The sequence below is a fragment of the Desulfobulbaceae bacterium DB1 genome, assembly GCA_001914235.1.
Lineage (GTDB): Bacteria > Desulfobacterota > Desulfobulbia > Desulfobulbales > SURF-16 > DB1.
In genome coordinates this window covers 1-23,203 of sequence record MQUF01000017.1, presented here as the reverse complement: position 1 = coordinate 23,203, position 23,203 = coordinate 1, and the positions used below count along the sequence as shown (strand labels likewise).

The window sequence follows — 23,203 nt, the reverse complement described above, 5'->3', positions numbered from 1 at the left end:
CGGCAGGCAGGGTCGGCAGCCCAGTCAATGGTGGAGATCCGCCCTGCGTGCGCCGTCGATCCATTCGGAAAAATCGTTTTCAGCGGCAACCAGCTCCGGGGCGTCCTTATCTTTTTCAATGTCGCGGATGACGGTCAGAATGGCGGCCATCATGTCTCCGTGCAGGCAGGAACAGGTGCGACACTTGTCATGACGGATGATTTCGGCAAATGCCTGGTGAACCTGGCGGATGGCCGCGATCTTTTCCTGGAAAACGTCCATGATGTTTTTCTCTTCCCTCCGGCCACGCTTCATCCGCGTGCGCAACAAGAAACCGTTAAGCATCCTACGGCTTGCAGCCGGAAAACAGTGCGCCCACGGTGGAGGGTGAAGTGCGAAAACCGGTGATGCCCTGGCAGGCCACCTGACAAAAACCCGCCTCTTCCATGGTTTTCAACTGATCCCGCACCGGGATCGTGCCGCCTATTCAGTGCGACCAGGATTCGGCGCTTAAACTCATCCTGTCCGGCAGGTCTTTTTCCAGAACAACATCGGCAAACTGGAGGCGGCCGCCTGGTTTGAGCACCCGCTGGATTTCGGCGAAACATTTTTCCTTGTGCGGGCTGAGGTTGATGACGCCGTTGGAGATGACGACATCAAAAAAGTCATTTTGATAGGGAATGGTTTCCCCGTTGGCGACTTGAATTTCAAAGTGATCAATTGCAGCGCGGCAAAGATTTTCCCTGGCCTGATGAGCCATGGAGTCTGTCAGGTCGATTCCGCACACCAGGCCGTGTTTGCCGACAAGGCGGGCGGCGACGTACATGTCAAAGCCCGCGCCGCAACCGAAATCAAGCACCCGATCACCGGACGTGACAATGCCGAGGGAAAAGGGATTGCCGACGCCGCAGAAGGACTGAAGCAGACCGGCATGGGCCTGGGAGATGACAGCCGGGTCATATCCGAGTTTCTCCGCCCCTTCCCGGCCGGTGGGATAACGAAAGAAACCGGCGGCGGAACAGGAAACCCCGCTGTATTTCCCGCGTATCGCCTCCCTGATTTTTTCACAATCTTCCGGGGAAAGGTGTTTTGCGCTCACCACTGTTGTTTGCCGACAGCCTCCGGCGTCGGTTGCCGGCGGTCAGGTGGAAGGCTGCGGGAGTATGGGAACGAGTTTGTCCATCTGATTTGCCTCCTCCGCCTCTTTTCGTATTGCCGGTCGATGACGGAAAATTGCTGATTGGGGGCACTCATGCACCTTGGTTTCAATTCAATCCACGATTCGTAAATCCCAAATCCGCAATCAACAACAGGGTCCGGCCTTGCGGATTTCCTCCGTGGTCTGGTCGGCAAATTGTTTAAAGTTCTCGGCAAACATCCCGGCCAGTTTGCCGGCCTGGGCGTCGTAATCGTCGCCATTGGGCCAGGTGTTGCGGGGCTGCAGGACCTGGTCCGGCACACCCGGGCAGCGGGTCGGCACATGCAGGCCGAAAAAAGGCTCCGGATGAGTGGGAATCTTGTCCAGGTTGCCGTCCAGCGCGGCGTTGATCATGGCCCGGGTGTGGGCAATGGACATGCGATGGCCGGTGCCGTATGGCCCGCCGGTCCAGCCGGTATTGATCAGCCATGCCTGGGTGTCGTGCCGTTGCATTTTTTCGCCGAGCAGTTCCGCATAGCGCATGGGGTGGAGGGGCATGAACGGAGCTCCATAGCAGGCGCTGAACACCGGCGAAGGCTCGGTAACTCCCTTTTCCGTGCCGGCCACCCGGGCCGTGTAGCCGGAAATGAAATGGTACATGGCCTGCTCCCTGGTCAACCTGGCCACCGGCGGCAGAACACCGAAGGCATCGGCGGAAAGAAAGATGATGGTTTTCGGGTGCCCTCCCCTGCCGGTTTCGCTGGCATTGGGGATGGCGGAAATATGGTACGAACCCCTGGTGTTTTCGGTAAAGGTGTCATCGTCAAGGTTAACCCGGCGAGTGCAGGCGTCCAGGGAAACATTTTCCAGAATGGTGCCGAAGCGTCTGGTGGTGGAAAAAATTTCCGGCTCCGCTTCCGCGGATAAATGTATCAGCTTGGCGTAGCAGCCGCCCTCAAAGTTGAAGATGCCGTCATCGCTCCAGCCGTGTTCGTCGTCGCCGATCAAGACGCGCGAGGCATCGGCGGAAAGGGTTGTTTTGCCGGTGCCGCTCAGTCCGAAAAAGAGGGCGGTATTGCCTTCCGGGCCGATATTGGCGGAACAGTGCATGGGGAGGATGTTGTTTCCTGGTAAAATATAGTTCATGGCGGAGAAAATAGACTTTTTGGTTTCTCCGGCATAGCTGGTGCCGCCGATCAGGATCAGCTTTTTTTTGAAATTGGCGATGATGAATGTTTCCGAATTGGTCCCATGCACAGCCGGGGATGCGTGAAAGCCGGGAACATTGATGACGGTGAACTGCGGAACATGTCTTTGCTGCTCTTCCCTGGTGGCCTGGATGAACATGTTGCGGGCAAAGAGGCTGTGCCAGGCGTACTGGGTAATGATGCGCACCGGCATCCGGTATTTGGGGTCAGCTCCGGCAAAGCAGTCCTGCACATAGAGATCCTGGGTCTGCAGGTGCAGGGTCATTCGTTTATGCAGTTCATCAAAACTGGCCGGCGAGAAGGGCACGTTGGTTGTTCCCCACCAGATATCTTTTTCGGTTGTTTTGTCCTTGACGATGAATTTGTCCCGGGCCGAGCGGCCGGTGTGATGGCCGGTACGGACAACGATCGGTCCGAGATGGGAGAGGCGTCCTTCGCCGCGAATAAGGATTTTTTCATAGAGGATGGCGGTGGGGAGGTTCCAGAAAACTTCTCCGAGATTGTTGAGTCCGTGATGTTCCAGGCCGTATTTGCTGTGATTGCGGCATTCCTTGTTTTTCATAACGAGCTCCGTGTATGATTGGCCAATTGTTTTTGTCAATTGTCTGTGTGAGGCGTCATTGTCAGCCGCCGCTGTATTTGACGAGATACCCCTGCCGGGTCAACTCCGCAAACAGGGTGTCCCGGTGATCCCCCTGGATCTCTATGATGCCGTTCTTCACCGTCCCGCCGGAACCGCATTTCCGCTTGAGCTCTCCGGCCAGTGCGCGCAGGGAGTCGGCAGCAAGCCCCAGTCCTGAAATGAGGGTTACGCCTTTGCCCTTGCGGCCTTTGCTTTCCCTGGAGATCCGGACGATTCCATTGCCCGGGGCGGACGTCCTGCTGCCGCGGCAGAGACAGGCGGCGGATGGTTGTCCGCACGCCGGGCACATTCTGCCGTGCTCGGTTGAATAGACGAGACCTGCGTTATCTTTCTTCTTTTCCTTCATGGGATCGTTTTCCTGGTGATCATCATATCATTGTTCCGGGGGAATGGATAAGAGAAATATTCGTCTCGGACCGCTTGGCCGCGCCTGCAAAGAAAAAGCCCGCATTGACGCGGGCTTTGTTTCCGGTTGGGAAACGATTCGACACGGCATTGGCGCTTTAATGCACGTGCTTGATAAGCTGCTCGTTATATTCTTCCAGAGCTCCTTCCATGAAGTTTTCGTCCAGGTAATCCATGTATTCCTGGATGTCATGCAGCGTTACCTCGCCCTCCATCTCCTCCGACATGGCAATCTCAATGAATTCGCGTTCCAGGGTTGTCAGGTTTTCATTCATCATAAGATCACCTCCTTCCTGATAAAACAATAAGGATGAAAAAGACTATTGTCACCGGCGGGAGAATGACGGTGCTGAAGGGACGGCATGTGCATATTTTCAGCATGCGGCCGGCGGCGGGGTCAGGACCCGGACCGATTTTTCCGGCGCGACCGGTTCGGATGTTTTGTTGGCATTTTTTGGGGAGATGCCCTTTGGTTTTCCGTGATGGTGTAGCCCAGGCCGGCGCACTCCGGGCATTCCTCCCAGGTTACGACGAATCGGCTGACACCCTTGAAGGTGCTCAGTTGGCCCGTACCGTTGCAGAGATCACATGGTTTTTTCATGGTCGAAGAGAAGCGGTTCTTGGCGGGTTCGTTGCCGCAACCAGTTGATGGAACGCCGAATAGGGCCGCGGCCGGCCAGCCAGCGTTCAAAACGAAATTTGCCGGGAAAATCAATGAGCATCAGCCCGATGACGATGGTAAGCAGGCCCTGGCCGGGCAGGACCAGCATGATGATACCCATCAAAATAAAAACATATCCGACAAGATTTTTGCTGATAAGCAGTATTGCCCGCACCAGGGGATGGTGTTTTGCCCAGGGGAGCCGATGTCTTTTGGTGTTGGAAAAGTAGTCGGCGGGGATGCGCGCCACCATAAAGGGGATGGCCAGCAGGGTTCCCAGGAAGGTGACCAGGGAAAAGGCGGCGGAGCAGAAAATGATTATTTCGTTGCTCTTGAAAAATTCCAGCATATCATTGGCGATTTTGCCGCTTAGTCGTTTGATGAACCTTCCGTCGCAGGATAGAAAAATGATTTCCGGAATCGTTTCCACCCGAAGTTCCTTGGCCACACCTCTTGCCTTTTTGCCGTTTCATCAGGGAAAATCAGTGAATGGCCTGATCCTTTGCTGATGGATGTCATCGAGCAGGCTTTCCGGACGATTGAGGAACTCTTCCGACAGTTTCTGGGGGTCGAAAAATTCCTTGTCATAGGGGGCGATCAGGTTGAGTTGCTCCCACCTGGTCAGATAATATTGAATGATCTCGGGAAGCTGGCTGATGACGGTCTGCTCCGGCGAGGGATCGACAAAGCTCGATTGCCGCAGTTTTTCCGTGGAAAGGGTCTGGGCCTCGTAAAAGCTCTTCATGAACATCAACTCCGGGGGCATGCGGGCGTCAATGCCGATTTTGATCAGCAGTCTGGTCATTTTTTTCAGGCAATTCGCGCCGAAGCGGGCCATGGGGTAGGGGAGGTAGATTTCCTTTGGCCGCGGCAGTTGCAGGTAGTTGCGGATGGTCAGGATAAGCCGGTCCAGCCTCACCGGAGAGGAATCGACCAGATGAAAGGTCTGTCCTGAAAATTCAGCCCGCCGGGACAGGATGTGGCGGACAAAGAGCGGAATTTTTTTCGCGTTGGTGTATGAATGGCGGGTTTCCCTGGCGGTAAAAAGCACGGGCATTGACTGGTCGACAACGGAATAAAGCAAGCGGTGAAAACCTTGAATTTTGTGGTCATGCTTGCCGTAAACAATGGCGAGACGGATGATGGTGTAATCAAGGCCCTCGGTCCGGTGAAGATGAGCCAGGGTCTTTTCGCTCATCAGTTTGGATTTGGCGTAATTGCTCATCTCCGCCCGCAGGGGGCGCTGCTCGGCTTCGCTGAGGTTCTCCCCGGCCGGCAGCACCGCGGCTGAACTGAAAAAGATGTAAGGAATCCCCAGGGCGGCCGCCGCCTTGGCCAGATTGATGCTTCCCAGGTAGTTGATTTCAAATGATATTTTCGGGTTGCTGTCAATACCGGCGATTGCCGCGTTGATAATGAAATCAGGACGACAGCTTGTGAAAAAGTTTTTTATGTCATTTGAATCCCTGAGGCTTAGCTGTTTGCTGTTGGGGGCCAGAATGTCGAATCCCCATTTTTTCTTGAAGGAATATACAAGGGCACCGCCCACCAGGCCGGAGCCGCCGACGATGATGCCGAACTTGTTTTGCGGGGAGTTGTTTTCTTCGATCATGTCAGTCCGCGGGAAGCAGTTGTTGTGTTGGTTGTGGATCGAAATGAATCAATGCCGATTGTGTTCATGCCCGATATCTTACAACAGGAATGGTATAAATTCCCAAAAAAAATGGCGGAGTCTCTGCCTGATGTTCGTAAATTAAATAGAATCAATATGTTATCCTTTGTGATCACCCCCGAATCCTCCGCATATCTTCTTGCATCCGGCAAAGGTCTTATGGTACAAGATACCTGCATTCGACTGTACGAAAATGATGATGGGCTAATCCCGCACGGTGAGAATATTGAAGAGTGAAAAACTTCCTGTTGCGCAGCCGAAAAAACGGCGCAATACGCCAAAGAAAACGGCAAAAGAGCGATTACTGGAATTCTGGAATGTATTCGGCAAGGATGATGATGTGCTGATCACCATCAGTGCCGACCCTGATTCCCTGGCGAGTGCGCTGGCCATTAAAAGATTGCTTCGTTATCGCGTGAAGAGTGTCACCATCGGTTACGCCAACGAAATCCGCAGGCTTGCCAATCTGACCATGCTGGATCTGTTGAAAATTCCGGCGGAAAGGATGAAGAGCTTTAAGTCGGATAAGTTTTCCAAATATATCATTGTTGATTCCCAGCCCACCCATAATCCCTGTTTTGAAGATATCACCTTCAGCGCCGTGATTGACCATCACCCGGTCACCCATGGGTGGCAGGCCGATTTTGTCGACATTCGCCCTGAATACGGCGCCACCGGCTCCATGCTGGTGGAGTATCTTCGGGCGGCGGAGATGAAACCGTCTGTTGCGCTGGCAACCGCGCTTTTTTATGCCATCAAGGTGGACACCCAGAATTTCGAGAAAAAGGCACAGCTCGCCGACGCCATCTCTTTCCGCTACCTGTTTAATATCGCCAACCAGAATCTGGTCCGGAAAATTGAGCTGAGCGAGCTGCGGAAATCGGAACTTAATTATTTCAAAACGGCCTTTGCCGAAATGAAGATCAGCAAACATCGTCTTTATGCGCATGTCGGCAGGGTGCGGACACCGGATGTGCTGGTCATTATCGCCGATTTCTTTAAGCGGGTGCATGATGTTTCCTGGGTTTTTGTTTCCGGTATTCATGGGGAAAAGCTGGTGGTGATCTTTCGTTGTGACGGATATAAGAAGAATGCCGGAAGGCTGGCGGCCAAGACCTTCGGTGCGATCGGTTCAGCCGGCGGGCATCGGGAATCAGCCCGGGCCGAGGTGCCGCTGAAGAACCTTGACAAATCGGATCAGGATTTTACCACCAAGACCCTGCGCAAACTGACGGGAAAACATTTAGAGACGGTCTGATTGGATTCGTTCGCTTGGTTTCATTCGTCGTTTTGTTTACACCAATCAAGCCAACGGAACCAACCACCCAAAACAACCAGATCAACCGGACAAACCACATGAAACAGAAACCGAAAACCCTGGCGATGATCCTTGCGGGAGGGCGGGTTGACGAGCTGAATGTCCTCACCTGTTACCGGCCCAAATCAGCGGTTCCCTTCGGCGGCTTTGCCCGCATCATTGATTTTTCCCTGAGCAATCTCATGCATGCCGGGCTGGAGCGGGTGGCAATCCTCAGCCAGTATCGAAGTTATTCGTTGATCAACCACATCGGCATCGGCGCGGCCTGGGACATGATCGGCAAATATCGCGGCGTTTCCATTCTGCCGCCCTCAACCGGCTACGGCAACACCTCCTGGTATAAAGGATCTGCCGATGCCGTTTTTCAGAATGCTGATTTCATCCAGTACCACGATCCGGAAGAGGTGCTGATTCTCTCCGGCGATCATGTCTACCAGATGGATTATCAGGAAGTGGTCGACTATCATCGCAGCAAGGACGCCGACCTGACCATTGCCTGTCTTCAGGTTCCCATGGAAAAAGCGCATCGTTTCGGCCTTGCCGACATCGACAACGAGGACGGTGATCGGGGCGGCCGGGTTCTCCAGTACAAGGAGAAACCGGATCGCCCCAAATTCAACTGGGCCTCGCTCACCGTCTTCTGTTTTAAGCCCAAGGTGCTGCTCGAGATGCTGGCCGTCAATGCCCGGGAGGATGAATCCTTTGAGTTCGGTCGTGATATCATTCCCCGCATGATGTATGAAAAACGCAAGGTGTATGGTTTCAAATTTCGCGGCTACTGGGGCTATTCCCGTACCATTGAGGAGTACTGGCAGACCAATATGGATCTGCTCGGGGCGGAGCCGAAGATTGACCTGGAAAAATGGGGACTGCGCACCAATCTTGACCATCGCAATATCTGCGATTGCCAGCCGCTCAAGGTGGGGAGCAACGCGGCCATCCGTGACAGCCTGGTGTATAACGGCTGCATCGTTGAAGGGGAAGTGGAGCGCTCCATTCTTTTTCCCGGTGTTCATGTCAAAAAAGGGGCGGTGGTGAAAGATTCGGTGCTGTTTTTTAATGATGTTGTCGGCCGTGACGCCCGGTTGGAAAAGGTCATTTGCGATGTCAACGTCACCGTCGGCAACGAGGTGCGTCTCGGCCAGGAAGGCCCGGTGTCCGCTAAAGAGGTGACCGTGGTGGGCTGGAATAATTTTATACCCGACAAAGCACTTATCGGTTCCGATTGCACGCTTTATCCTGCATTAAGTCCGGAAAAATTGCTGCGGGAAATCAAAACAGGGGAGATCGTGCGATGAGAAAGGAAAATACCCTGGTGTTGATCCTGGCCGGCGGGGTGGGCAGCCGTCTCAATAATCTGGTCCAGACCCGGGCCAAACCGGCGGTGCCCTTCGGCGGCATCTACCGCATCATCGATTTTTCCCTGAGCAACGTGATGAATTCCGGCATGACCCAGGTGGGGGTGCTGACCCAATATAAACCGCTGTCGCTGATGAAGCATCTCGGCACCGGCGAGGCCTGGGATTTCACCGGCAGGAGCCGCGGGGTGAAGATCCTGCCGCCCCGCACCGGGGCACAGGATTCCGACTGGTACAAGGGCACGGCCGATGCCGTGCGACAGAATATCGATTTTATCAAGGCCCATCCCTCCAAGGAGATTCTGCTGCTCTCCGGCGACCATATTTACCGGATGGATTTTGATGATATGATCGGCTTTCACCGCCGCAAGGGGGCCGATGTCACCATCGGCATGATGGTGGTGCCGGAAAGTGAGATTCATCAGTTCGGGGCAGGGATCACCGACGGGGATGGACGGATTGTCGACTGGGAGGAAAAACCAAAGGTGGCGCGCACCAATCTCGCCTCCATGGGTATCTATGTTTTTGATACCGAATATTTGCTGCGGATGTTGACGGAAAACCGGGAGGAAATAGACTTCGGCATGCATCTCATTCCGCGGGCCATCGAGCAGGACAATGTTTTCGCCTACCCTTTTCACGGCTACTGGCGTGACGTCGGCACGGTGGAGGCATACTGGCAGACCAATATGGATATCATTCGCGAGGATTCGGGGATTTCTCCCGAGGACTGGGGCATCCGGCCGAATGTGGAGGCCGGGGTTTCCGGGGTTGCCGACCGGCCTCCGGCTCGTTTCGGTCCGGCCTCTGTTGTGAAAAATTCCATGATTTCAGCTGGTTGCGTGATAGATGGCGAGGTGGTCAATTCCGTGCTCAGTCCCGGGGTGCGGGTGGCGGCCGGGGCAAGCGTGCGGGATTCGATTCTCTTCCATGACTGCCTGGTTGAGTCGGGGGCAACTGTTGATCTGGCCATCCTTGATAAGCGGGTGCATATCGGCAGCGGCGCGGTTGTCGGTTCCGGAGAAGATAAGACCACGCCCAACAGCAAGTTCCCCAAGCATCTCTATACCGGCATCACCATGATCGGTAAGGAGGGGGTGGTGCCGCCCGGCGCGGTTATCGGCCGCAACTGTATTGTTGCTCCGTTGACCGCGAGCGAAGATTACCCATCGCTTTCCCTGGCGAGCGGCGAGACGGTTAACGCAGGCCGGCAATAAAGGGGCCCACCGCGTCAACTCCCTGTTCCTCCACCAGTTTGATGGTGCGGGTGCCGATGACGGCAATGTCCGCGCGGCCGATGAGCGAGTCGACATCATCCTTGCGGCTGATGCCGAATCCGACTGCCAGGGGGAGATCGGTGTTTGCCCGGCATCGTTGCATGTAGCTGTTGAATTCCTCGTCAAAGTCGGTCTGTTTGCCGGTGACGCCCTTTCTCGCCACACAGTAAATAAAGCCCCGGCCGAAGCGGGAAAGTTCCTGCATCCGTTCCGGGGTCGAGGTGGGGGCGAAGATCATGACCGGATCGATTCCGTATTGACGGGTCAGGGCAAAAAATTCCTCCCCCTCCTCCGGCGGCAGGTCCGGGATGATAAAGCCCTTGATGCCGATCTCCCGCGCCTCCTGGAAAAACTTCTCCACCCCGAATTTAAACAGGATGTTGTAGTAGGTCATGAAGAGAAAGGGGATCGGGTAGGTTGCGGATATTTCTTTTGCAAAATCAAGGCACTGCCGCACCGTGACGCCGTTGTCGATGGCGTCCTGATTGGCCTTGACGATCACCGGCCCATCCGCCATGGGTTCGGAAAAAGGAATCTGCATTTCAATGAGGTCAACCCCGCCGGACACCATCTGCTCGATAACCTGACGGTTGATCGCAAGTGAGGGGTAGCCCAGCACGATATGGGTCATGAGCAGTATTTTTTTCTCGGGATCAGCCAGAGCTGCCTTTATCTGACTGTTAAGCTCCATATTCTTTTCCTTTCTTTCTGATGAATTCCTTCCAGGATGGGTCGTCAAAGGCATGGGCGATGGTGAAGATGTCCTTGTCGCCCCGGCCGGACATGTTGATGATAATCGCCTCGTCACTGCCCATCTCTCCCGCCTCCTTGAAGGCCTGGACAAAGGCGTGACTTGATTCGAGTGCCGGAATGATCCCTTCGTTCTTCATGGTCATATCAAGGGCCGCCATCACCTCCCGGTCGGTGGCGGCGGCAAAGCGGACCCTGCCCTGCTGCCAGAGATCGGTGAGGATGGGCGAGACGCCGACGTAGTCAAGTCCGGCCGCCACGGAATGGGTGTCCGTCATCTGGCCGTCGCTGTTTTGCAGGAACATGGTTTTGTAGCCCTGGGCCACTCCGGCGGAGGCATCCCGTCCGGCAAGACGTGCCGCATGCCGGCCGCTGTCAAGTCCCTTGCCGCCGGCTTCAACGCCGATCAGTTCCACCCCGGCATCGTCCAGAAATCCCTGGAAAACACCCATGGCGTTGGAGCCGCCGCCGACACAGGCGTAGACCCTGCTCGGCAGTCGGCCGAACTGGTCAATAATCTGTACCCGCGCCTCCTTGCCGATAATGGACTGAAACCAGGCCACCATCTCCGGAAAGGGGTGGGGGCCGCACACCGTGCCCATGACGTAATGGGTGTCATCCATGCGGGTCACCCAGTCGCGGAAGGCCTCGTTGATGGCATCCTTCAAGGTTTTGGAGCCGGAGGTGACCGGCACCACGGTGGCGCCCAGCTTCTCCATCCAGAAGACGTTGGGGCGCTGGCGCGCCACATCCTCTTCTCCCATGTAGATGGTGCATGCAAAACCGAATTTGGCGGCCATGGTGGCAGTGGCCACTCCGTGCTGGCCGGCGCCGGTTTCGGCGATCACCCGTTTTTTGCCCATTTTCTTGACAAGCAGGCCCTGGCCCATGACGTTGTTGGCCTTGTGGGCGCCGGTATGGTTGAGGTCTTCCCGCTTGATGAATATCTGTCCGCCGCCGAAATGGCGTGACAGGTTCTGTGCATGGGTCAGTGGCGTCGGTCGGCAGGAGTATGTGCCCATCAGGGAGACGTATTCCTGCCAGAAAGCCGGGTCCGCCTTGGCGGCGGCAAAGGCATCATTTAATTCCCGGAAGGTTTCATACAGCACCTCCGGAATAAATGCCCCGCCCCACTCGCCGTAATATCCTCGTTTTGTTGTCTGGTTCATTGCCGCTCGGTTCTCTGATTCAGGGGTTTCGAATTTCATATTTTGCTTATTTGGGGGTACTATACCTCATTTATCCAAAAAAACAGCAGGCAATTTTCTTTTCGCAAAGACAAAGAGAAATCAGATGAAACGAAACGTCAAGGGGGGAAAGGCGGGAGCCGGGAAATGTCGCGCAACGGCGCGTAAGGCGATATTGTACCACGGAGATCACGGAGACGTGTGCTTGTCGACCTCCGTGTCTCGATGTGCTCTGCGCTCTCCGTGGTTTCTTCCGTTTTTTTCTGGTCCGTGCGGGTTTATTGAATCGTGAAACGGGACATCATTTCATCAAGCTGCCTGGCCAGATCGGCAAGACGCTCGGAGGCAGCGCTGATCTGGATGATGCCTTTGGTGTTGTCCGTGGTTCCCTGATTGACATGCTGGATGTTGGCGGACACCTCGCCGGTGCCGCTGGAGAGTTCCTCCAGGGCGGTACTGATGGAGTTGGTGCCGTCGTTGGCCTGGGCCACTGCCGCGGCAATTTCCCGGGCCACGGTGACCTGTTCGCTTACCGCGCTGGTGATCATGGCGGATGAGTCGTTTACCTGGCCGACAATCTCGGTGACCTCGGAAATAATCGATACCGCCTGCTGGGTGCCGGACTGCACGTCGTTGATGCGGGCGGCGATATTGCCGGTGGCCTCGGAGGTCTGACGAGCCAGTTCCTTGACCTCGCCCGCCACCACGGCAAAGCCCTTGCCCGCTTCCCCGGCCCTGGCCGCCTCGATCGTGGCGTTTAAGGCAAGCAGTTTGGTTTGTTCGGAAATTTCGCCGATCACCCTGGTTACATCGCTGATTTCCCCGGCAAGGTGGTCGAGGGCGGTAATCGCCTGGGTGGCGGCGCCGGCCTTGTCCAGCGCCGTTCTGGTGATTTGCGTGCCTTTTTCGGCGTTGTGGCCTATTTCGGCGATGCTGGCACTCATCTCTTCCGTTGCCCCGGCCGCGCTCTGCATGGACTGGGCGATCTGTCGCACCGTGTCGGTGACGTTCTTGGTATTGACGCTGATCTCCTCGGTTGCCCCGGCAATGGTGGCCGCCTGGGAGGAGATTTGCTCGGAGCTGGCTGAAAGCCGGGTTGAGACATCGGACAGATCCCTGGAAGAAGAGGTCAGCTCGTGGGCATTGGCGAGAATGCTTTTGACCAGGTCGCTGAGATTGTCGATCATCTGATTGAGCGATTTGCCGAAGGTGTCCATTTCCGAGGAAACGGTTACATGCTGGGTCAGGTCGCCGTTGCCGACAAGTTCAAGGATTTTTGTCCGTTTCAGCTGTTCGTCGCGCAGGGCGTTCAGGGCTGAACCCATGATGGTCAGCTCGTCGTCGATCCCTTTTTTGTAGACCTTGCAGTCCTTGCAGTCGCCGCCATCCTTGGCCTTGGGGCAGCTGGCCACCGCGGCAAAGGAGCCTGATTCCGTCCAGCACTGGGTTTCCTTGCCGTAGCTCGGGCATTCGGGCCGGTTGCACTGCATGATGTCGGAACAGGGCAACGCCTTGCCCATATTGAGAGTTGACGAGAGATCGCCCTTGCCCATTTTTTTGCAGAATTCCACCGCCTCCTGCAGGGGGCGGTTGACGACTATGGTGATGAAGCCGACCAGGCCGATGACAAAACAGATGGAGAAGAGGATCATGCCGATGACGACGTTCCGTTGCAGAACGGCAAGGGTTTTTTCCCCTTCTGTCTTGATATTGTCGAGGATGGCAAGCTGTTCGGAGATGTCCTGGCTGATGGTCATGACGCCTGTCGTCCTGCCGGTGTAGTCTTTTACCGGAAAGGCGGTTACGTAAAAGTTGCCGGACTGCTCGGAAAATGAATTTTCACGACCTTTGCTCAACAGCTCTTCCGTGGCCAGCGGCCCGGTCACTGCCGGATTGGTGCCCGCCGCCTGGACGAATTTGTTGCCGATCCGCGGATATTCCTTTTCATCCTGCAGGGTAGAGGCCACCGACAGCAGGTCGGCGTCGAGATAGATGGCGTAATCCACCACCTTGCTGGTCTTGCTCACCTTCATCAGGGCGTTGATGGGGTAAATGACCTCGTTGGAACCGAGATGCGCGCCGTCCTCATCGTTGATCGGAGCAATGCCGAAAATGATGAAGCCGCTCGGCACGATTTCAATGCCGATCAGGGCCTTGTGGGTTTCCCGGTTCACCTTCAAAACCGATTTGCGGAAGGCGGAAATGTCATCGGAAACATCCACTTCTTCTCCGTTGCGCACCGCCTGCCAGCCGTCCCGCCACAGTCGGACAAGACTGCGTCCGTTGGGCAGGTGAAAGTGGATTTGCAATGAATCCGCCCCGGTATGTTCGGTATAATCATCAATGACCGGTTCGAAATAGTCACGCAGCTGTTCGCGGGCCGCCTGGGCCATGGGGTCTTCTTCGTTGTCGATGTTGCCGGAAAGCGCCACTTCGTATGCCGCGACAACTTCAGGGTTGCCGGAGTAAAGTGCCGCCTCGTTCAATGCCTTTTTGGCAACCCGATCGATGGTATTGTTGAGTTCCCTGGTTTTTTCCGCAGCGGAAATCTTCAGCGCCTGAAACATGGTGCTGCGCGCATCCTTGATTTGATTTTCGATGTTGGTGGAAATCAGCCGGCTGACCAGCAAGGCGCCGATGGCGCCGAAAAGGATGAAAAAGAAAACCGTGGGGGCCGTGATCTTGGTTCTGATTGTCATGACGTTTCCTTTGTGTCAATCCTGTGAAGCAAGCAATGGAATGTTTTTGAGGGCGGCATTATTCCGGCTGCCGGAAAGGCGAAAATGCCGGGCACTGTTTTCGGCGGACTATTCGCTGTCTGGACTATCAGTTTATCAACAGGAAGCGAATTTTTGACGACACCATGTCAGATTATTGTGGGAGTGCGACAATTTGTCAATTGACAAATGCGACAGGCATGAAAAAAAGATTTTTTTTGGCAGGTTCAATCCGTCAGCCTGTTGCGGCAGGCAGCGGCGAAGTCCTCCGGGAAGTGGCCCATAATCCAGCGGAGTTGCGCTTCGCTGAAGGCACCGGGGGATTCGGGCAGTTTGGGGAGAAAAGTGTAGAGCAGGCGCTGGTCGATTGTTTCATGAAAACGCTTGGCGCATTCGATGGTGGTCACCATGCGGACGCCGAGCGCCCCCAGCACCTGCATGGCGGTGTGGATGCCGCGGTCAAGGGACCGGCGCATGGACTGGTCCGCTTCAAGGATGTTGCCCACCGGATGCAGGGGCATGAGCTGCAGCTCCCATTGGGATGTCTGTGCCTTGGGGACAAAGAGCATAACCTGGCTGTCTTCGTAGACGATGAGGGAGGATTCGCCGGGGTGAGGATCCATGCGTTTATTGTTGCGGATGCAGGTGATGAAATCGGCGAAAAAAGAGCGATCATGGGCCTTGTGATATGCGCGGACGCATTCGGCAACTAGATCCCCGCAGCCGTATGAGGGAAGCGTGACGGATGTTGTTTTTCCCGCCTGCATGGCCGCAATCCGTGCGGGCAACAGGGCGAACTGCTGGTGAATCTGCTGGTGCGAGGCGTTGAGCCGGTAGCCGCTGGGTGCGAAATCAAAACCATAGTTCCAGCCCCACAGGGTGCAGTCGAAAAAACAAGAGACTTTCTTTGCAACCAGTTGTCCGACAATCTCCTCTCGCAGGGACTCAAGCTCTTCCGGCGAAAGAGTCCGTCGTTCGCAACGGATCGGGATGCCCAGATCTTCCGCGATCCGCGCATAGGTCCGCTGGTAGTAGAGATGGCGCAGGCCGGTCATGTCCTGCCGTGAAAGGCTGCGGATGTCATAACGGACGCTGTCGTTTGCCATGTTGGAGGCAAAGTGTCCCCAGGGGATATAGGAATTGCGGCGCAGGTATTCAAAAACGTGATGGCCTTCTTCTTCCCATGCCCCGACGATTTCACTGTTGCCCTGGGCGCCGGGCCTGAGGACCATCGCCTGTTTATAGGCGTCCGGCAGAGAGGGGTTGTTGCCCACCGCCTCAAAGAGATGGTGGTTGTGGATTTTTGCCCGGATTTTGCCTCCCGCTTCCCGTTCGTAAACAAGACCTGTTGGTATTCCCCGGCAATCACGCGTAAAATCGCAGCTGATGCGGGCCAGTCGTTCCAGGTCATCCGGGTAGGTTGATGTGGTTGCAAGCGACAGCAGCACGGTTTCCGGCAGGGCGTGGAAAAGTTCATCCGTTTTTTGCCGGGAATTATCCAGCAGCGGGGCAACGGAACGGGAAAAGGAGGTCGGTTTCGGTTTCGGCAGGCAAATGGCCGGGGGGTTTTGCGCCCTGGCGTCGGCCCAGCGGGAGTTGATAAAGGTGGTCCCCCTGAATGGAAAAGCATGGGGAATTTCATAAATAACGTCAGCCTTTTTTACTCGAATGTCCGACGTGGGGAAGTTTTTTTCGCTGGTAATTTCCTCGCCGTCGAGGATGCCGAGACTTTGGACGGCGTCGGTCGGCCGCAGATTCTTGACGTTGTAATCCGGAGAATGGATGCAGTAGAGAAATTCCCCATTCGGGGCCACACAGGTCCGCATAGTCACGAGCTCCCGGAGCTTTTTTTTTCAAGGGCATCGGCAAGGAGCCCCATGGTGTGATGGTAGAAGTAAACAGGTGGAAAATAATCTCAACTGCAGCTGGACGCAAAGGTTTTTCTTCTCTTTCGAATCTGCTACACTAAAAATACATGTATGGGATGGAGAAGCAGGTCTGCAGCCGAGACTGCCTGGAACCGGAAACTTTCATGTCGGGAGGTCAATCGTGGATGAATCAAAATCGGTGTCGCGCTGGAGGAGATTGTCCCGTCTGCAGCGCTGGGCCATAATCGTCACTGCCGGACTTCTTTTTTATACCCTGTTCGGCTTTGTCATCCTGCCCTTTCTTGTGCGCAGCCAGCTTGAGAAACGGTTGACCGTTTTGCTCGCCCGCCATACCGTGGTGCGCGAGGTGAAATTCAATCCGTACACCCTGGATCTGGCAATAAACGGTTTTCAGGTCAATGAGCGGGATACGGAGAAACCGTTTGTCGCTTTTGACGCGCTGCGGGTCAATCTGCAGGCAATGTCCCTGGTGAAACGGGCCCTCATGGTGAAGTCTTTTTCCCTGGTCAATCCTTACGTCGGAATAGTCTTCACCGAGGATGGGGACTTTAATTTTTCCGACTTGCTGGTCAAGGAGACGGCAGAGGCGGAAAAAAAAGAGGACGGGCGGAAAAGGCCGTTTCTTTTTTCCATAAATAATATCGAATTGCTGGGCGGCGGCATCGATTTTTCCGACCGGGTGAAAAATGTGAACCATTCCGTTACCGGGCTTCACATCGGTCTTCCTTTTCTGTCCAATCTTGCCTATGCGGTGCAGATTTTCACCCAGCCTGCCTTTGAGGCCACGGTGAACGGCACCCTGTTGAAAATGGCCGGGGAAAGCAGGCCCTTTGATGTTTCACGCCAGACCGAAATGGCCGTTCATTTCACCGATATCGACATCACCCGCTATCTTGCCTATCTTCCCGCTTCGTTTAAATTTTCCATTGCGGAAGGGCTGCTTGATCTTGATCTCGCCCTTTCCTTCATCCGGCATGAGGACGGCAATCCGGCCCTGAAAATTTCGGGGCGGACAGGGCTGCGCCGGGTGAGGGTGCTGGATGAAACCGGTCAGCCGCTGCTTGTTTTTCCGGGGTTGACGGTGGATATCGAACGTGCTCATCTTCTGCGCAGGGAATTTCATGTGCGGAAGATTTCCTGGGAAAAACCGGAATTTTACCTGGAGAGAAACAAGCAGGGCGTTTTGAATCTTGCCGGACTGGTGGAGCAGGGAGAAAAGGAGGAAAAGGAAAAACAGGATGATGCTCCGGTTGGTCCGCGTTTGTTGTTTGAAGCGGCGGAAATTGCGGTTGACGGCGCAACGCTTCATTTTGCCGATCGTACCAATGAAACGGATTTTGTCACCACGGTGCAGCCGATGGATGTCGCCATAAAAAATTTCAGCACCGAGCCCGGCAAATCCGCGGAGTACAGTCTCTCTCTTGCCACCGAAAGCGACGAGGCGGTCAAGATGGACGGCTCGTTCGTTGTCGATCCGCTCAGCGTTCGTGCCAATGTCGCGCTTGAAAACATCCGGCCGGAAAAATACCGCCCTTATTACGACAATGTTTTGGCGGCCGAGGGTTACGGCGGAAAAAAACCTTTTATCGGCGAAAATAGATTTTGCCGCTGCAGGAAAAACGTTTCTCGTCTCCGAGCTCGGGGCGGAGTTCGGCGGTTTTGTCATGAAGGCGCCTGGTGCCGCGGAAGAGCTGGTTGTGCCCTCTTTTTCCCTGCAAGGCGGATCGGTTGATCTGCAAGGGAAGAAAATACTGCTTGGTCAATGCGCGATCTCGGGCGGAGCCGTTCCCCTGACCCTGCGCAAGGACGGCACAATGAATGTGCAGGATTTTCTGCGGCCATCGACGGGACAAGCGGCGTCGGATGTGGGCGGGCAAGAGCGGGAAGGGGCGGGGTGGCTGTTTTTTGTCGAAAAACTTGATCTCGCCGATTTCTCTCTTGATTTCACCGATCTTACCCCAGGGGCTCCTGCCCGCTTTCTGCTTGACCGGATTCATCTGACGGCGGATAAACTGACCAATGAGCCGAATAAGAAAACCGAACTTGCACTGGCCGTGCGGCTCAATAAGAGTGCTGCGCTGAAGACGACGGGCAGCCCGCAGCTGACACCGCTTGATGTTCGACTTGCGCTGGACTGGGCGAACCTGCCGCTTGCCGTGGCGCAACCCTATCTTGCCGATCATCTTGATATCCTTATCGGAGAAGGCCGGGCAAGTCTCAAGGGTCGGGCAAATTACTCCCGCCTCGAGAACGGCAAGGGTGGATTTGTTTTTCAGGGTGATCTGCAAAGCGACAAGTTTGCCTGCCTGCAAGGAAAACAGGCGGACAAGCTGCTTTCCTGGAATACATTTCAGGTGAAAAAGATAGATGTATCGACAAATCCATTTCGTTTTTCCGCGAAAGAAATACTCGCCGATAAACCGGTGATGAAAATTGCCGTGGACAATAACGGCGTGCTGAATCTCAGCAAGCTGGCCAGGAAAAAAGATGCCGAGCCGGAGACACCCCCTCCCCCGGACAAGAAGGACGGGCAACAGCCGGATATTGAAATAGGGAAGGTCAGCCTGAGCAACGGCGCTTTTTTCTTTTCCGACAGCAGTGTCGTGCCCCGGTTTGATACTGCCGTGAACGGCATCAAGGGCCATATTTCCGGATTTTCTTCCCGGAAGGATGCGCGCGCCACGCTTGAAATTGATGCCCGGCTCGACGGTCAGTCGCCCTTGCGTCTCTCCGGCTCCATTCAGCCCCGGCAGGATTTTTACACCGATGTCGCCGTGGAGCTCGGTGATGTCGAATTAAGTCGGATGAACCCCTATTCCATCAAGTATATCGGCTATCCCATGACCAAGGGAAAGTTGAGTTTGAATCTTCATTATCTGGTGAACGGCAAGGAGTTGACCGCGAAAAACAAGGTGTTCTTTGATCAGCAATTCCCGGATGGCCCGAAGATGCAGCAATAGCTTAGTTTTTAAAAATTGGTTTCGTAAACTTTTTAAATTTTTTCCCCAAAATTAAAATTTTTCTTGACATTCTAATAAGATAGTGATTTTTGCCTTTTATAAGCAATATCAACTACTTATAGGAGGCGACCATGTCTAACTATCGAAGAACACTTGTGAAAGCACGGGAAAGAGAAATCATGCGCAACGAGAAAATCAAATTGCGCAAGCACCTGAATGCGGATGCTCTCTTTGCAACCATGAGAACCGGATTCGGGGAAATTAATGATCATCGGCCGGGTGAGGTTACAATTTCACTTGCCGATGCCCTGATGTCAGGTTTTGCCATGTTTTCCCTCAAAGACCCTTCATTGCTGGCCTTTGACGAACGGCGTTGTGCGCCGCAAAATCTTTTAACCATATACGGCATGGGCGACATCCCCTGCGATACCTCGATGCGTGAAATTCTGGACGGTGTCGACCCCAATGATCTCCGGCCGCTGTTCAAGGATGCATTCCGGGCGTTACAACGCGGTAAGGTTCTTGAAAAAATGCTGTTCATGGACGTTGGCTACCTGTTGAATCTCGATGGTACCGGTTATTTTTCATCCAAGGCGCTGCATTCCGATGCGTGCATGGGAAGAGTCAACTCAAAGACGGGAGAAGTCACTTATTACCTCCAGACGGTCGGAGCGGCCGTTGTTCATCCTGATTACAAAGAGGCGATAGCTCTTTGTCCCGAGACGATCAGGAAACAGGACGGAAAGACAAAAAATGATTGCGAGCGTAATGCCATCAGGCGTTTGCTTGAAAAATTACACCTGGATCACCCGCACTTCAAGTTCATTATCAACGAGGACTCACTCAGTTCCAATGCACCCCACCTTGAAGATCTTGAGAAGCATAATCTTCACTATATCCTGGGAGTTAAAGAAGGCGACCATAAATTTCTCTTTCAGTATGTCGATCAAGCCGTGGAAAATGGTGAGACAATCGAGCTGACCATCGATGACGAGAAAGATACGGACATAAGCCATTGTTTCCGCATCGTGTATCATGCCCCACTCAATAAATCGAACCAGGATAAGCGTGTAACCTTTGTCGAATATTGGGAGATCAACGCAAAAACCGGCAAAAAGCAGCATTTTAGCTGGATTACGGATTTGGACATCACCGAAGAGAATGTCTACCAGTTTATGCGCGGCGCCCGTGCCCGGTGGAAAATAGAGAACGAAACGTTCAATACCCTGAAGAACCAGGGATACCAGTTCGGCCACAACTTCGGCCTGGGCAAGCAGCATCTCAGCGAGGTGTTCGTCCTGCTCATGATGCTGGCCTTTCTGGTTGACCAGATTCAGCAATTATGCTGTCCACTTTTCCAGGCTGCCTGGAAAAAATGGAAGACCAAGAGATCCCTTTGGGAAAAGGTCCGAAGCAAGTTCCATGAATTCCACATTGATACCATGGAGGAATTGTATCGCTCGATCTTGGACCACAAGCCGGTGCCGTTACCCAGGTAACGTAAAAGGCCGGACAATTATTTCAAAGAGCAGGTCCCTTGCCTGGAAAAATTCGGGCAGGGGCGGATGGACAATTATGTCCTCCAAAACAGGCTTTTGGACAATGGTTATTTTTTTTAAGGCAATTAGCCGGCTTGTGAGCCGATTTTTCCGATCTGATCTCCGCAGCCGGCATAAAAACTTACTTCCAGACGGTCGGCTTTAATCGTCCGGGAATAGTTGTAACTGGTTGGGCTAACAAAATCAGGTATATTGCGGATGCAAATAATGCTTTATCATTATACAAATCTCAATAATTTGGAAAACATCTTAAACACACATCAATTTTGGCTTACGAAAATTAATGATTTTGATGATTGTGATGAATTTATTTATACATTCTCGTTGTTGTGTAAAGAACTGAATATAGATTCAGCGGATTGTAATAAATTAATATCTGAGGTTGAAAAGACAAACAATTTGATATTTGTAGGCTGCTTTTGCCCCGATGGTGATAGTTCACATCACTGGAAAGAATATGGAGAATTCAATATTGAATTTTCAAAACAAATATTAATGAGAATGATCCATTACCAACAACGATCGTATGGGTGGATATCGGCACATTCTAATTTTATACCATGTGAATATTGCAACAAATCTCATAGAGCAAAAATAAAAGGGGCCATAAGACAATGGAAAAATGGGAATGGATATTCTATACCAGTTGACGCTCTATCCCATTTGGCGACGCTTTTCAAAAAGCCTGAGTTCTGCCAAGAACAAGAAACACGGCTTGTGTTGTATTTGAAAATCGATAGTCCAATAAAAAAAATGAGAGTCGGTTCTACGGAAAAAGAATATTACATATTGCCATTTCGAACTAATGGCGGGGATCAACCAATAAAATCAATTACAATAGGCCCAAACCTGAATCCGTGAGGTATCCCGGATTCTCCCTAAAAATTGTGGGGCGCGAAAAAATTTCAACACCGCGACCGCCAGAAATTTATATATTGCCAGCATATTGCTGGTAAATTGGGACATCGTCCCCGTTGTTCTTTGAAAAATTGCTATATTTGCCTGTTTTTAGGCGTATTTTCCCGGCAGGGCCTGCTGTTCAGCCACTTTCCGGCAAATTTCTCTTCTGTTCTTGCATTAGCCAAAGGCAAGCCGGTTATAAACGGCCTGAAACGAGTCAAATGCGCAACAGTGGCGGCTGAACCGCAGCTTCAGTTTCCTGCCGGTCTCAATCAGTCTGGCTGCACGGTACATGAGTTCCTGAATAACGGTACGAATTCTCCTGCGCTTTGCCGAGTGGCGCACTGGTGAGCGATCACCGAGAAGGCCAAGCTGGCCGATAAACCGCAAGATGTTATAAGCCAAGCCGGCCAAGGACATGATCAAGGAATTGGTCGCAAATTTTCCCGAAGGCAACCGCTCAAGATCCATGTCGGTTTTAAATTCGCTGTGAAACTGCTCGCTTGTGCCGTGGTCCCGGTAGAGCTTGATGATCTCTTTTTCCGGCAGGTAAAGGGATGTCCACCAGCCCTCAAGTTCTATATCCGGCACCAGCAGCAACTGGCCGCGTTTGTCAATGGTACGTTCAATCACGCGGACGATCAGGCGGGTACTGAACTCCTTGCCCTCGTGCTCCTGAAGCTGGTTGAAACTGAATACGGCAACCCGTTTGCCGCGTCGTGGTTCGCTCACTTCTCCTTCTTGCAGCCCACGGGCCAGCCAGGCGGGAAGGTCCTGCTTGCGGGGATTCCATTTCAGGATGTAATCGACCTTTTTGTGGCCATAAAGCGTTGCTCGGGTCTCGACAGCATCGTGTCCGGAGTCAAGCCTGAATAACAGTGACTTTTTGGTTAAAGACTTGGCACGGGAGATGGTTTCCTGCAGAAAAGGAATAAAATTGTTTTGGCTGTGCTGGCTGCCCTCCCGGAACTCAAGATTAATACACCAGCCTTCCTCTCCCATGTAGGCGGCTATTGGCGCATAGCCGTCATAACCGTGATAGGTATGCTTGGAACCTTCTTTTTTGGTGCCGGAGTTGTCCATGCAAAAGACGTCCATATCGACGGCGACATGACCCATGGCCAAGGGGGTTACTTTTCCTTTGGCATTGCGGATGAACTCCGTGTAGGTGGAGGAAGCAATTGGCTGAAAAACTGTTGCGGTTTCGTCAAGGCGCTGGCGCAAGGTTTCGGGCGAAGGAACCGCTTTGATGCCAAGTGATTGCTGGAAATACCTGTCGTCTTTCATGTCGGCAATGGCTTCGAAATCGCTTTTGCCAAGCGAGAGGAGCCCGAGATAACTGCGAATGACATCTGTATTGGCAATGTCCTTGGTGTCGGGTATCGCCTTTTTCAGCTTGGCGTTCAAGCTGGTAAAGCGATTGATACCGAGCCCGATCAGGGCCAGGCCGGAATGAGAGGTATAAAATTCGTCCGATGAGCGTTCAAGAATAAATCGTTTCATTTTTTCACCTGCAGAGTGATGTTTTTAGACAGGCGAATATTGCAATATTTTTTGTTAAATTTCAACATGTTATTTGAAA

General features: G+C 53.5%; 19 protein-coding genes. 7 read left to right on the top strand and 12 right to left on the bottom strand.

Annotated elements, in window-relative coordinates; translation table 11 throughout:
* Nucleotides 1–24 precede the first annotated feature (24 nt).
* The 7 genes from BM485_14370 to BM485_14340 form a co-directional block, all read right to left on the bottom strand.
* Nucleotides 25–324, bottom strand: coding sequence for a hypothetical protein (locus BM485_14370; GenBank protein OKY74303.1), 300 nt, complete (start codon nucleotides 322–324; stop codon nucleotides 25–27).
* A gap of 142 nt (nucleotides 325–466) precedes the next feature.
* Entirely contained in the window at nucleotides 467–1,078 is a 612-nt protein-coding gene (locus BM485_14365; protein OKY74316.1) for a hypothetical protein, read from the bottom strand.
* A 204-nt stretch (nucleotides 1,079–1,282) separates the two neighbouring features.
* Complete coding sequence (locus BM485_14360) at nucleotides 1,283–2,887, bottom strand: phosphoenolpyruvate carboxykinase (ATP) (GenBank protein ID OKY74302.1); 1,605 nt, start codon at nucleotides 2,885–2,887, stop codon at nucleotides 1,283–1,285.
* A 61-nt stretch (nucleotides 2,888–2,948) separates the two neighbouring features.
* Nucleotides 2,949–3,314 (bottom strand): translation initiation factor, encoded by a 366-nt coding sequence (locus tag BM485_14355; protein OKY74301.1) that lies wholly within the window; start codon nucleotides 3,312–3,314, stop codon nucleotides 2,949–2,951.
* 157 nt (nucleotides 3,315–3,471) lie between these two features.
* Nucleotides 3,472–3,651 (bottom strand): hypothetical protein, encoded by a 180-nt coding sequence (locus tag BM485_14350; GenBank protein OKY74300.1) that lies wholly within the window; start codon nucleotides 3,649–3,651, stop codon nucleotides 3,472–3,474.
* Nucleotides 3,652–3,957: 306 nt separating this feature from the next.
* Nucleotides 3,958–4,383 (bottom strand): hypothetical protein, encoded by a 426-nt coding sequence (locus BM485_14345; protein OKY74315.1) that lies wholly within the window; start codon nucleotides 4,381–4,383, stop codon nucleotides 3,958–3,960.
* Nucleotides 4,384–4,506: 123 nt separating this feature from the next.
* Nucleotides 4,507–5,646: an epimerase gene (locus BM485_14340; protein OKY74299.1), complete on the bottom strand. Its 1,140-nt coding sequence runs from the start codon at nucleotides 5,644–5,646 to the stop codon at nucleotides 4,507–4,509.
* A 51-nt stretch (nucleotides 5,647–5,697) separates the two neighbouring features.
* On the opposite strand from BM485_14340, the gene BM485_14335 reads away from it, so the two are divergent.
* The 4 genes from BM485_14335 to BM485_14320 all read left to right on the top strand — a co-directional run bounded on the left by BM485_14335 (nucleotide 5,698) and on the right by BM485_14320 (nucleotide 9,599).
* On the top strand, nucleotides 5,698–5,943 hold the full coding sequence (locus BM485_14335; GenBank protein ID OKY74298.1) for a hypothetical protein: 246 nt from the start codon (nucleotides 5,698–5,700) through the stop codon (nucleotides 5,941–5,943).
* Nucleotides 5,933–6,964 carry a phosphoethanolamine methyltransferase gene (locus BM485_14330; protein ID OKY74297.1) on the top strand — a complete coding sequence of 344 codons (1,032 nt, stop codon included), beginning with the start codon at nucleotides 5,933–5,935 and terminating at the stop codon, nucleotides 6,962–6,964. The genes BM485_14335 and BM485_14330 overlap by 11 nt, the downstream gene beginning before the upstream one ends.
* Before the next feature lie 98 nt (nucleotides 6,965–7,062).
* A complete protein-coding gene (locus tag BM485_14325) occupies nucleotides 7,063–8,322 on the top strand; it encodes a glucose-1-phosphate adenylyltransferase (GenBank protein ID OKY74296.1) in 1,260 nt (419 codons plus the stop codon).
* Nucleotides 8,319–9,599, top strand: coding sequence for a glucose-1-phosphate adenylyltransferase (locus BM485_14320; GenBank protein ID OKY74295.1), 1,281 nt, complete (start codon nucleotides 8,319–8,321; stop codon nucleotides 9,597–9,599). The genes BM485_14325 and BM485_14320 overlap by 4 nt, the downstream gene beginning before the upstream one ends.
* On the opposite strand, the gene BM485_14315 is transcribed toward BM485_14320, so the two are convergent.
* The 4 genes from BM485_14315 to BM485_14300 all read right to left on the bottom strand — a co-directional run bounded on the left by BM485_14315 (nucleotide 9,580) and on the right by BM485_14300 (nucleotide 16,139).
* Nucleotides 9,580–10,350 (bottom strand): tryptophan synthase subunit alpha, encoded by a 771-nt coding sequence (locus BM485_14315; protein OKY74294.1) that lies wholly within the window; start codon nucleotides 10,348–10,350, stop codon nucleotides 9,580–9,582. The genes BM485_14320 and BM485_14315 overlap by 20 nt on opposite strands.
* Nucleotides 10,340–11,578 carry a tryptophan synthase subunit beta gene (locus BM485_14310; protein ID OKY74314.1) on the bottom strand — a complete coding sequence of 413 codons (1,239 nt, stop codon included), beginning with the start codon at nucleotides 11,576–11,578 and terminating at the stop codon, nucleotides 10,340–10,342. The genes BM485_14315 and BM485_14310 overlap by 11 nt, the downstream gene beginning before the upstream one ends.
* Before the next feature lie 296 nt (nucleotides 11,579–11,874).
* The gene (locus BM485_14305; GenBank protein OKY74293.1) at nucleotides 11,875–14,295 is read right to left on the bottom strand and encodes a hypothetical protein; all 2,421 of its coding nucleotides are present in this window, start codon (nucleotides 14,293–14,295) and stop codon (nucleotides 11,875–11,877) included.
* A gap of 245 nt (nucleotides 14,296–14,540) precedes the next feature.
* Nucleotides 14,541–16,139 carry a hypothetical protein gene (locus tag BM485_14300; protein OKY74292.1) on the bottom strand — a complete coding sequence of 533 codons (1,599 nt, stop codon included), beginning with the start codon at nucleotides 16,137–16,139 and terminating at the stop codon, nucleotides 14,541–14,543.
* Nucleotides 16,140–16,398: 259 nt separating this feature from the next.
* On the opposite strand from BM485_14300, the gene BM485_14295 reads away from it, so the two are divergent.
* From BM485_14295 to BM485_14285, 3 genes are all read left to right on the top strand, one after another.
* Entirely contained in the window at nucleotides 16,399–17,934 is a 1,536-nt protein-coding gene (locus BM485_14295) for a hypothetical protein (GenBank protein ID OKY74291.1), read from the top strand.
* Nucleotides 17,867–19,162: a hypothetical protein gene (locus tag BM485_14290; GenBank protein OKY74290.1), complete on the top strand. Its 1,296-nt coding sequence runs from the start codon at nucleotides 17,867–17,869 to the stop codon at nucleotides 19,160–19,162. The genes BM485_14295 and BM485_14290 overlap by 68 nt, the downstream gene beginning before the upstream one ends.
* Nucleotides 19,163–19,341: 179 nt before the next feature.
* The gene (locus BM485_14285; protein OKY74289.1) at nucleotides 19,342–20,661 is read left to right on the top strand and encodes a transposase; all 1,320 of its coding nucleotides are present in this window, start codon (nucleotides 19,342–19,344) and stop codon (nucleotides 20,659–20,661) included.
* A gap of 1,137 nt (nucleotides 20,662–21,798) precedes the next feature.
* Here BM485_14285 and BM485_14280 read toward each other — a convergent pair.
* Nucleotides 21,799–23,124, bottom strand: a complete 1,326-nt coding sequence (locus BM485_14280) for a transposase (GenBank protein OKY74288.1) — start codon at nucleotides 23,122–23,124, stop codon at nucleotides 21,799–21,801.
* Nucleotides 23,125–23,203 lie beyond the last annotated feature (79 nt).

What these genes read in the sequence shown, in the direction of transcription:
- BM485_14290 (OKY74290.1), top strand. Translation starts at nt 17,867, where the DNA reads ATGAAGGCGCCTGGTGCCGCGGAAGAGCTGGTTGTGCCCTCTTTTTCC.
- BM485_14300 (OKY74292.1), bottom strand. Translation starts at nt 16,139, where the DNA reads ATGCGGACCTGTGTGGCCCCGAATGGGGAATTTCTCTACTGCATCCAT.
- BM485_14370 (OKY74303.1), bottom strand. Translation starts at nt 324, where the DNA reads ATGCTTAACGGTTTCTTGTTGCGCACGCGGATGAAGCGTGGCCGGAGG.
- BM485_14320 (OKY74295.1), top strand. Translation starts at nt 8,319, where the DNA reads ATGAGAAAGGAAAATACCCTGGTGTTGATCCTGGCCGGCGGGGTGGGC.
- BM485_14350 (OKY74300.1), bottom strand. Translation starts at nt 3,651, where the DNA reads ATGATGAATGAAAACCTGACAACCCTGGAACGCGAATTCATTGAGATT.
- BM485_14355 (OKY74301.1), bottom strand. Translation starts at nt 3,314, where the DNA reads ATGAAGGAAAAGAAGAAAGATAACGCAGGTCTCGTCTATTCAACCGAG.
- BM485_14280 (OKY74288.1), bottom strand. Translation starts at nt 23,124, where the DNA reads ATGAAACGATTTATTCTTGAACGCTCATCGGACGAATTTTATACCTCT.
- BM485_14310 (OKY74314.1), bottom strand. Translation starts at nt 11,578, where the DNA reads ATGAACCAGACAACAAAACGAGGATATTACGGCGAGTGGGGCGGGGCA.
- BM485_14285 (OKY74289.1), top strand. Translation starts at nt 19,342, where the DNA reads ATGCGCAACGAGAAAATCAAATTGCGCAAGCACCTGAATGCGGATGCT.
- BM485_14345 (OKY74315.1), bottom strand. Translation starts at nt 4,383, where the DNA reads ATGCTGGAATTTTTCAAGAGCAACGAAATAATCATTTTCTGCTCCGCC.
- BM485_14315 (OKY74294.1), bottom strand. Translation starts at nt 10,350, where the DNA reads ATGGAGCTTAACAGTCAGATAAAGGCAGCTCTGGCTGATCCCGAGAAA.
- BM485_14360 (OKY74302.1), bottom strand. Translation starts at nt 2,887, where the DNA reads ATGAAAAACAAGGAATGCCGCAATCACAGCAAATACGGCCTGGAACAT.
- BM485_14340 (OKY74299.1), bottom strand. Translation starts at nt 5,646, where the DNA reads ATGATCGAAGAAAACAACTCCCCGCAAAACAAGTTCGGCATCATCGTC.
- BM485_14305 (OKY74293.1), bottom strand. Translation starts at nt 14,295, where the DNA reads ATGACAATCAGAACCAAGATCACGGCCCCCACGGTTTTCTTTTTCATC.
- BM485_14335 (OKY74298.1), top strand. Translation starts at nt 5,698, where the DNA reads ATGCCGATTGTGTTCATGCCCGATATCTTACAACAGGAATGGTATAAA.
- BM485_14325 (OKY74296.1), top strand. Translation starts at nt 7,063, where the DNA reads ATGAAACAGAAACCGAAAACCCTGGCGATGATCCTTGCGGGAGGGCGG.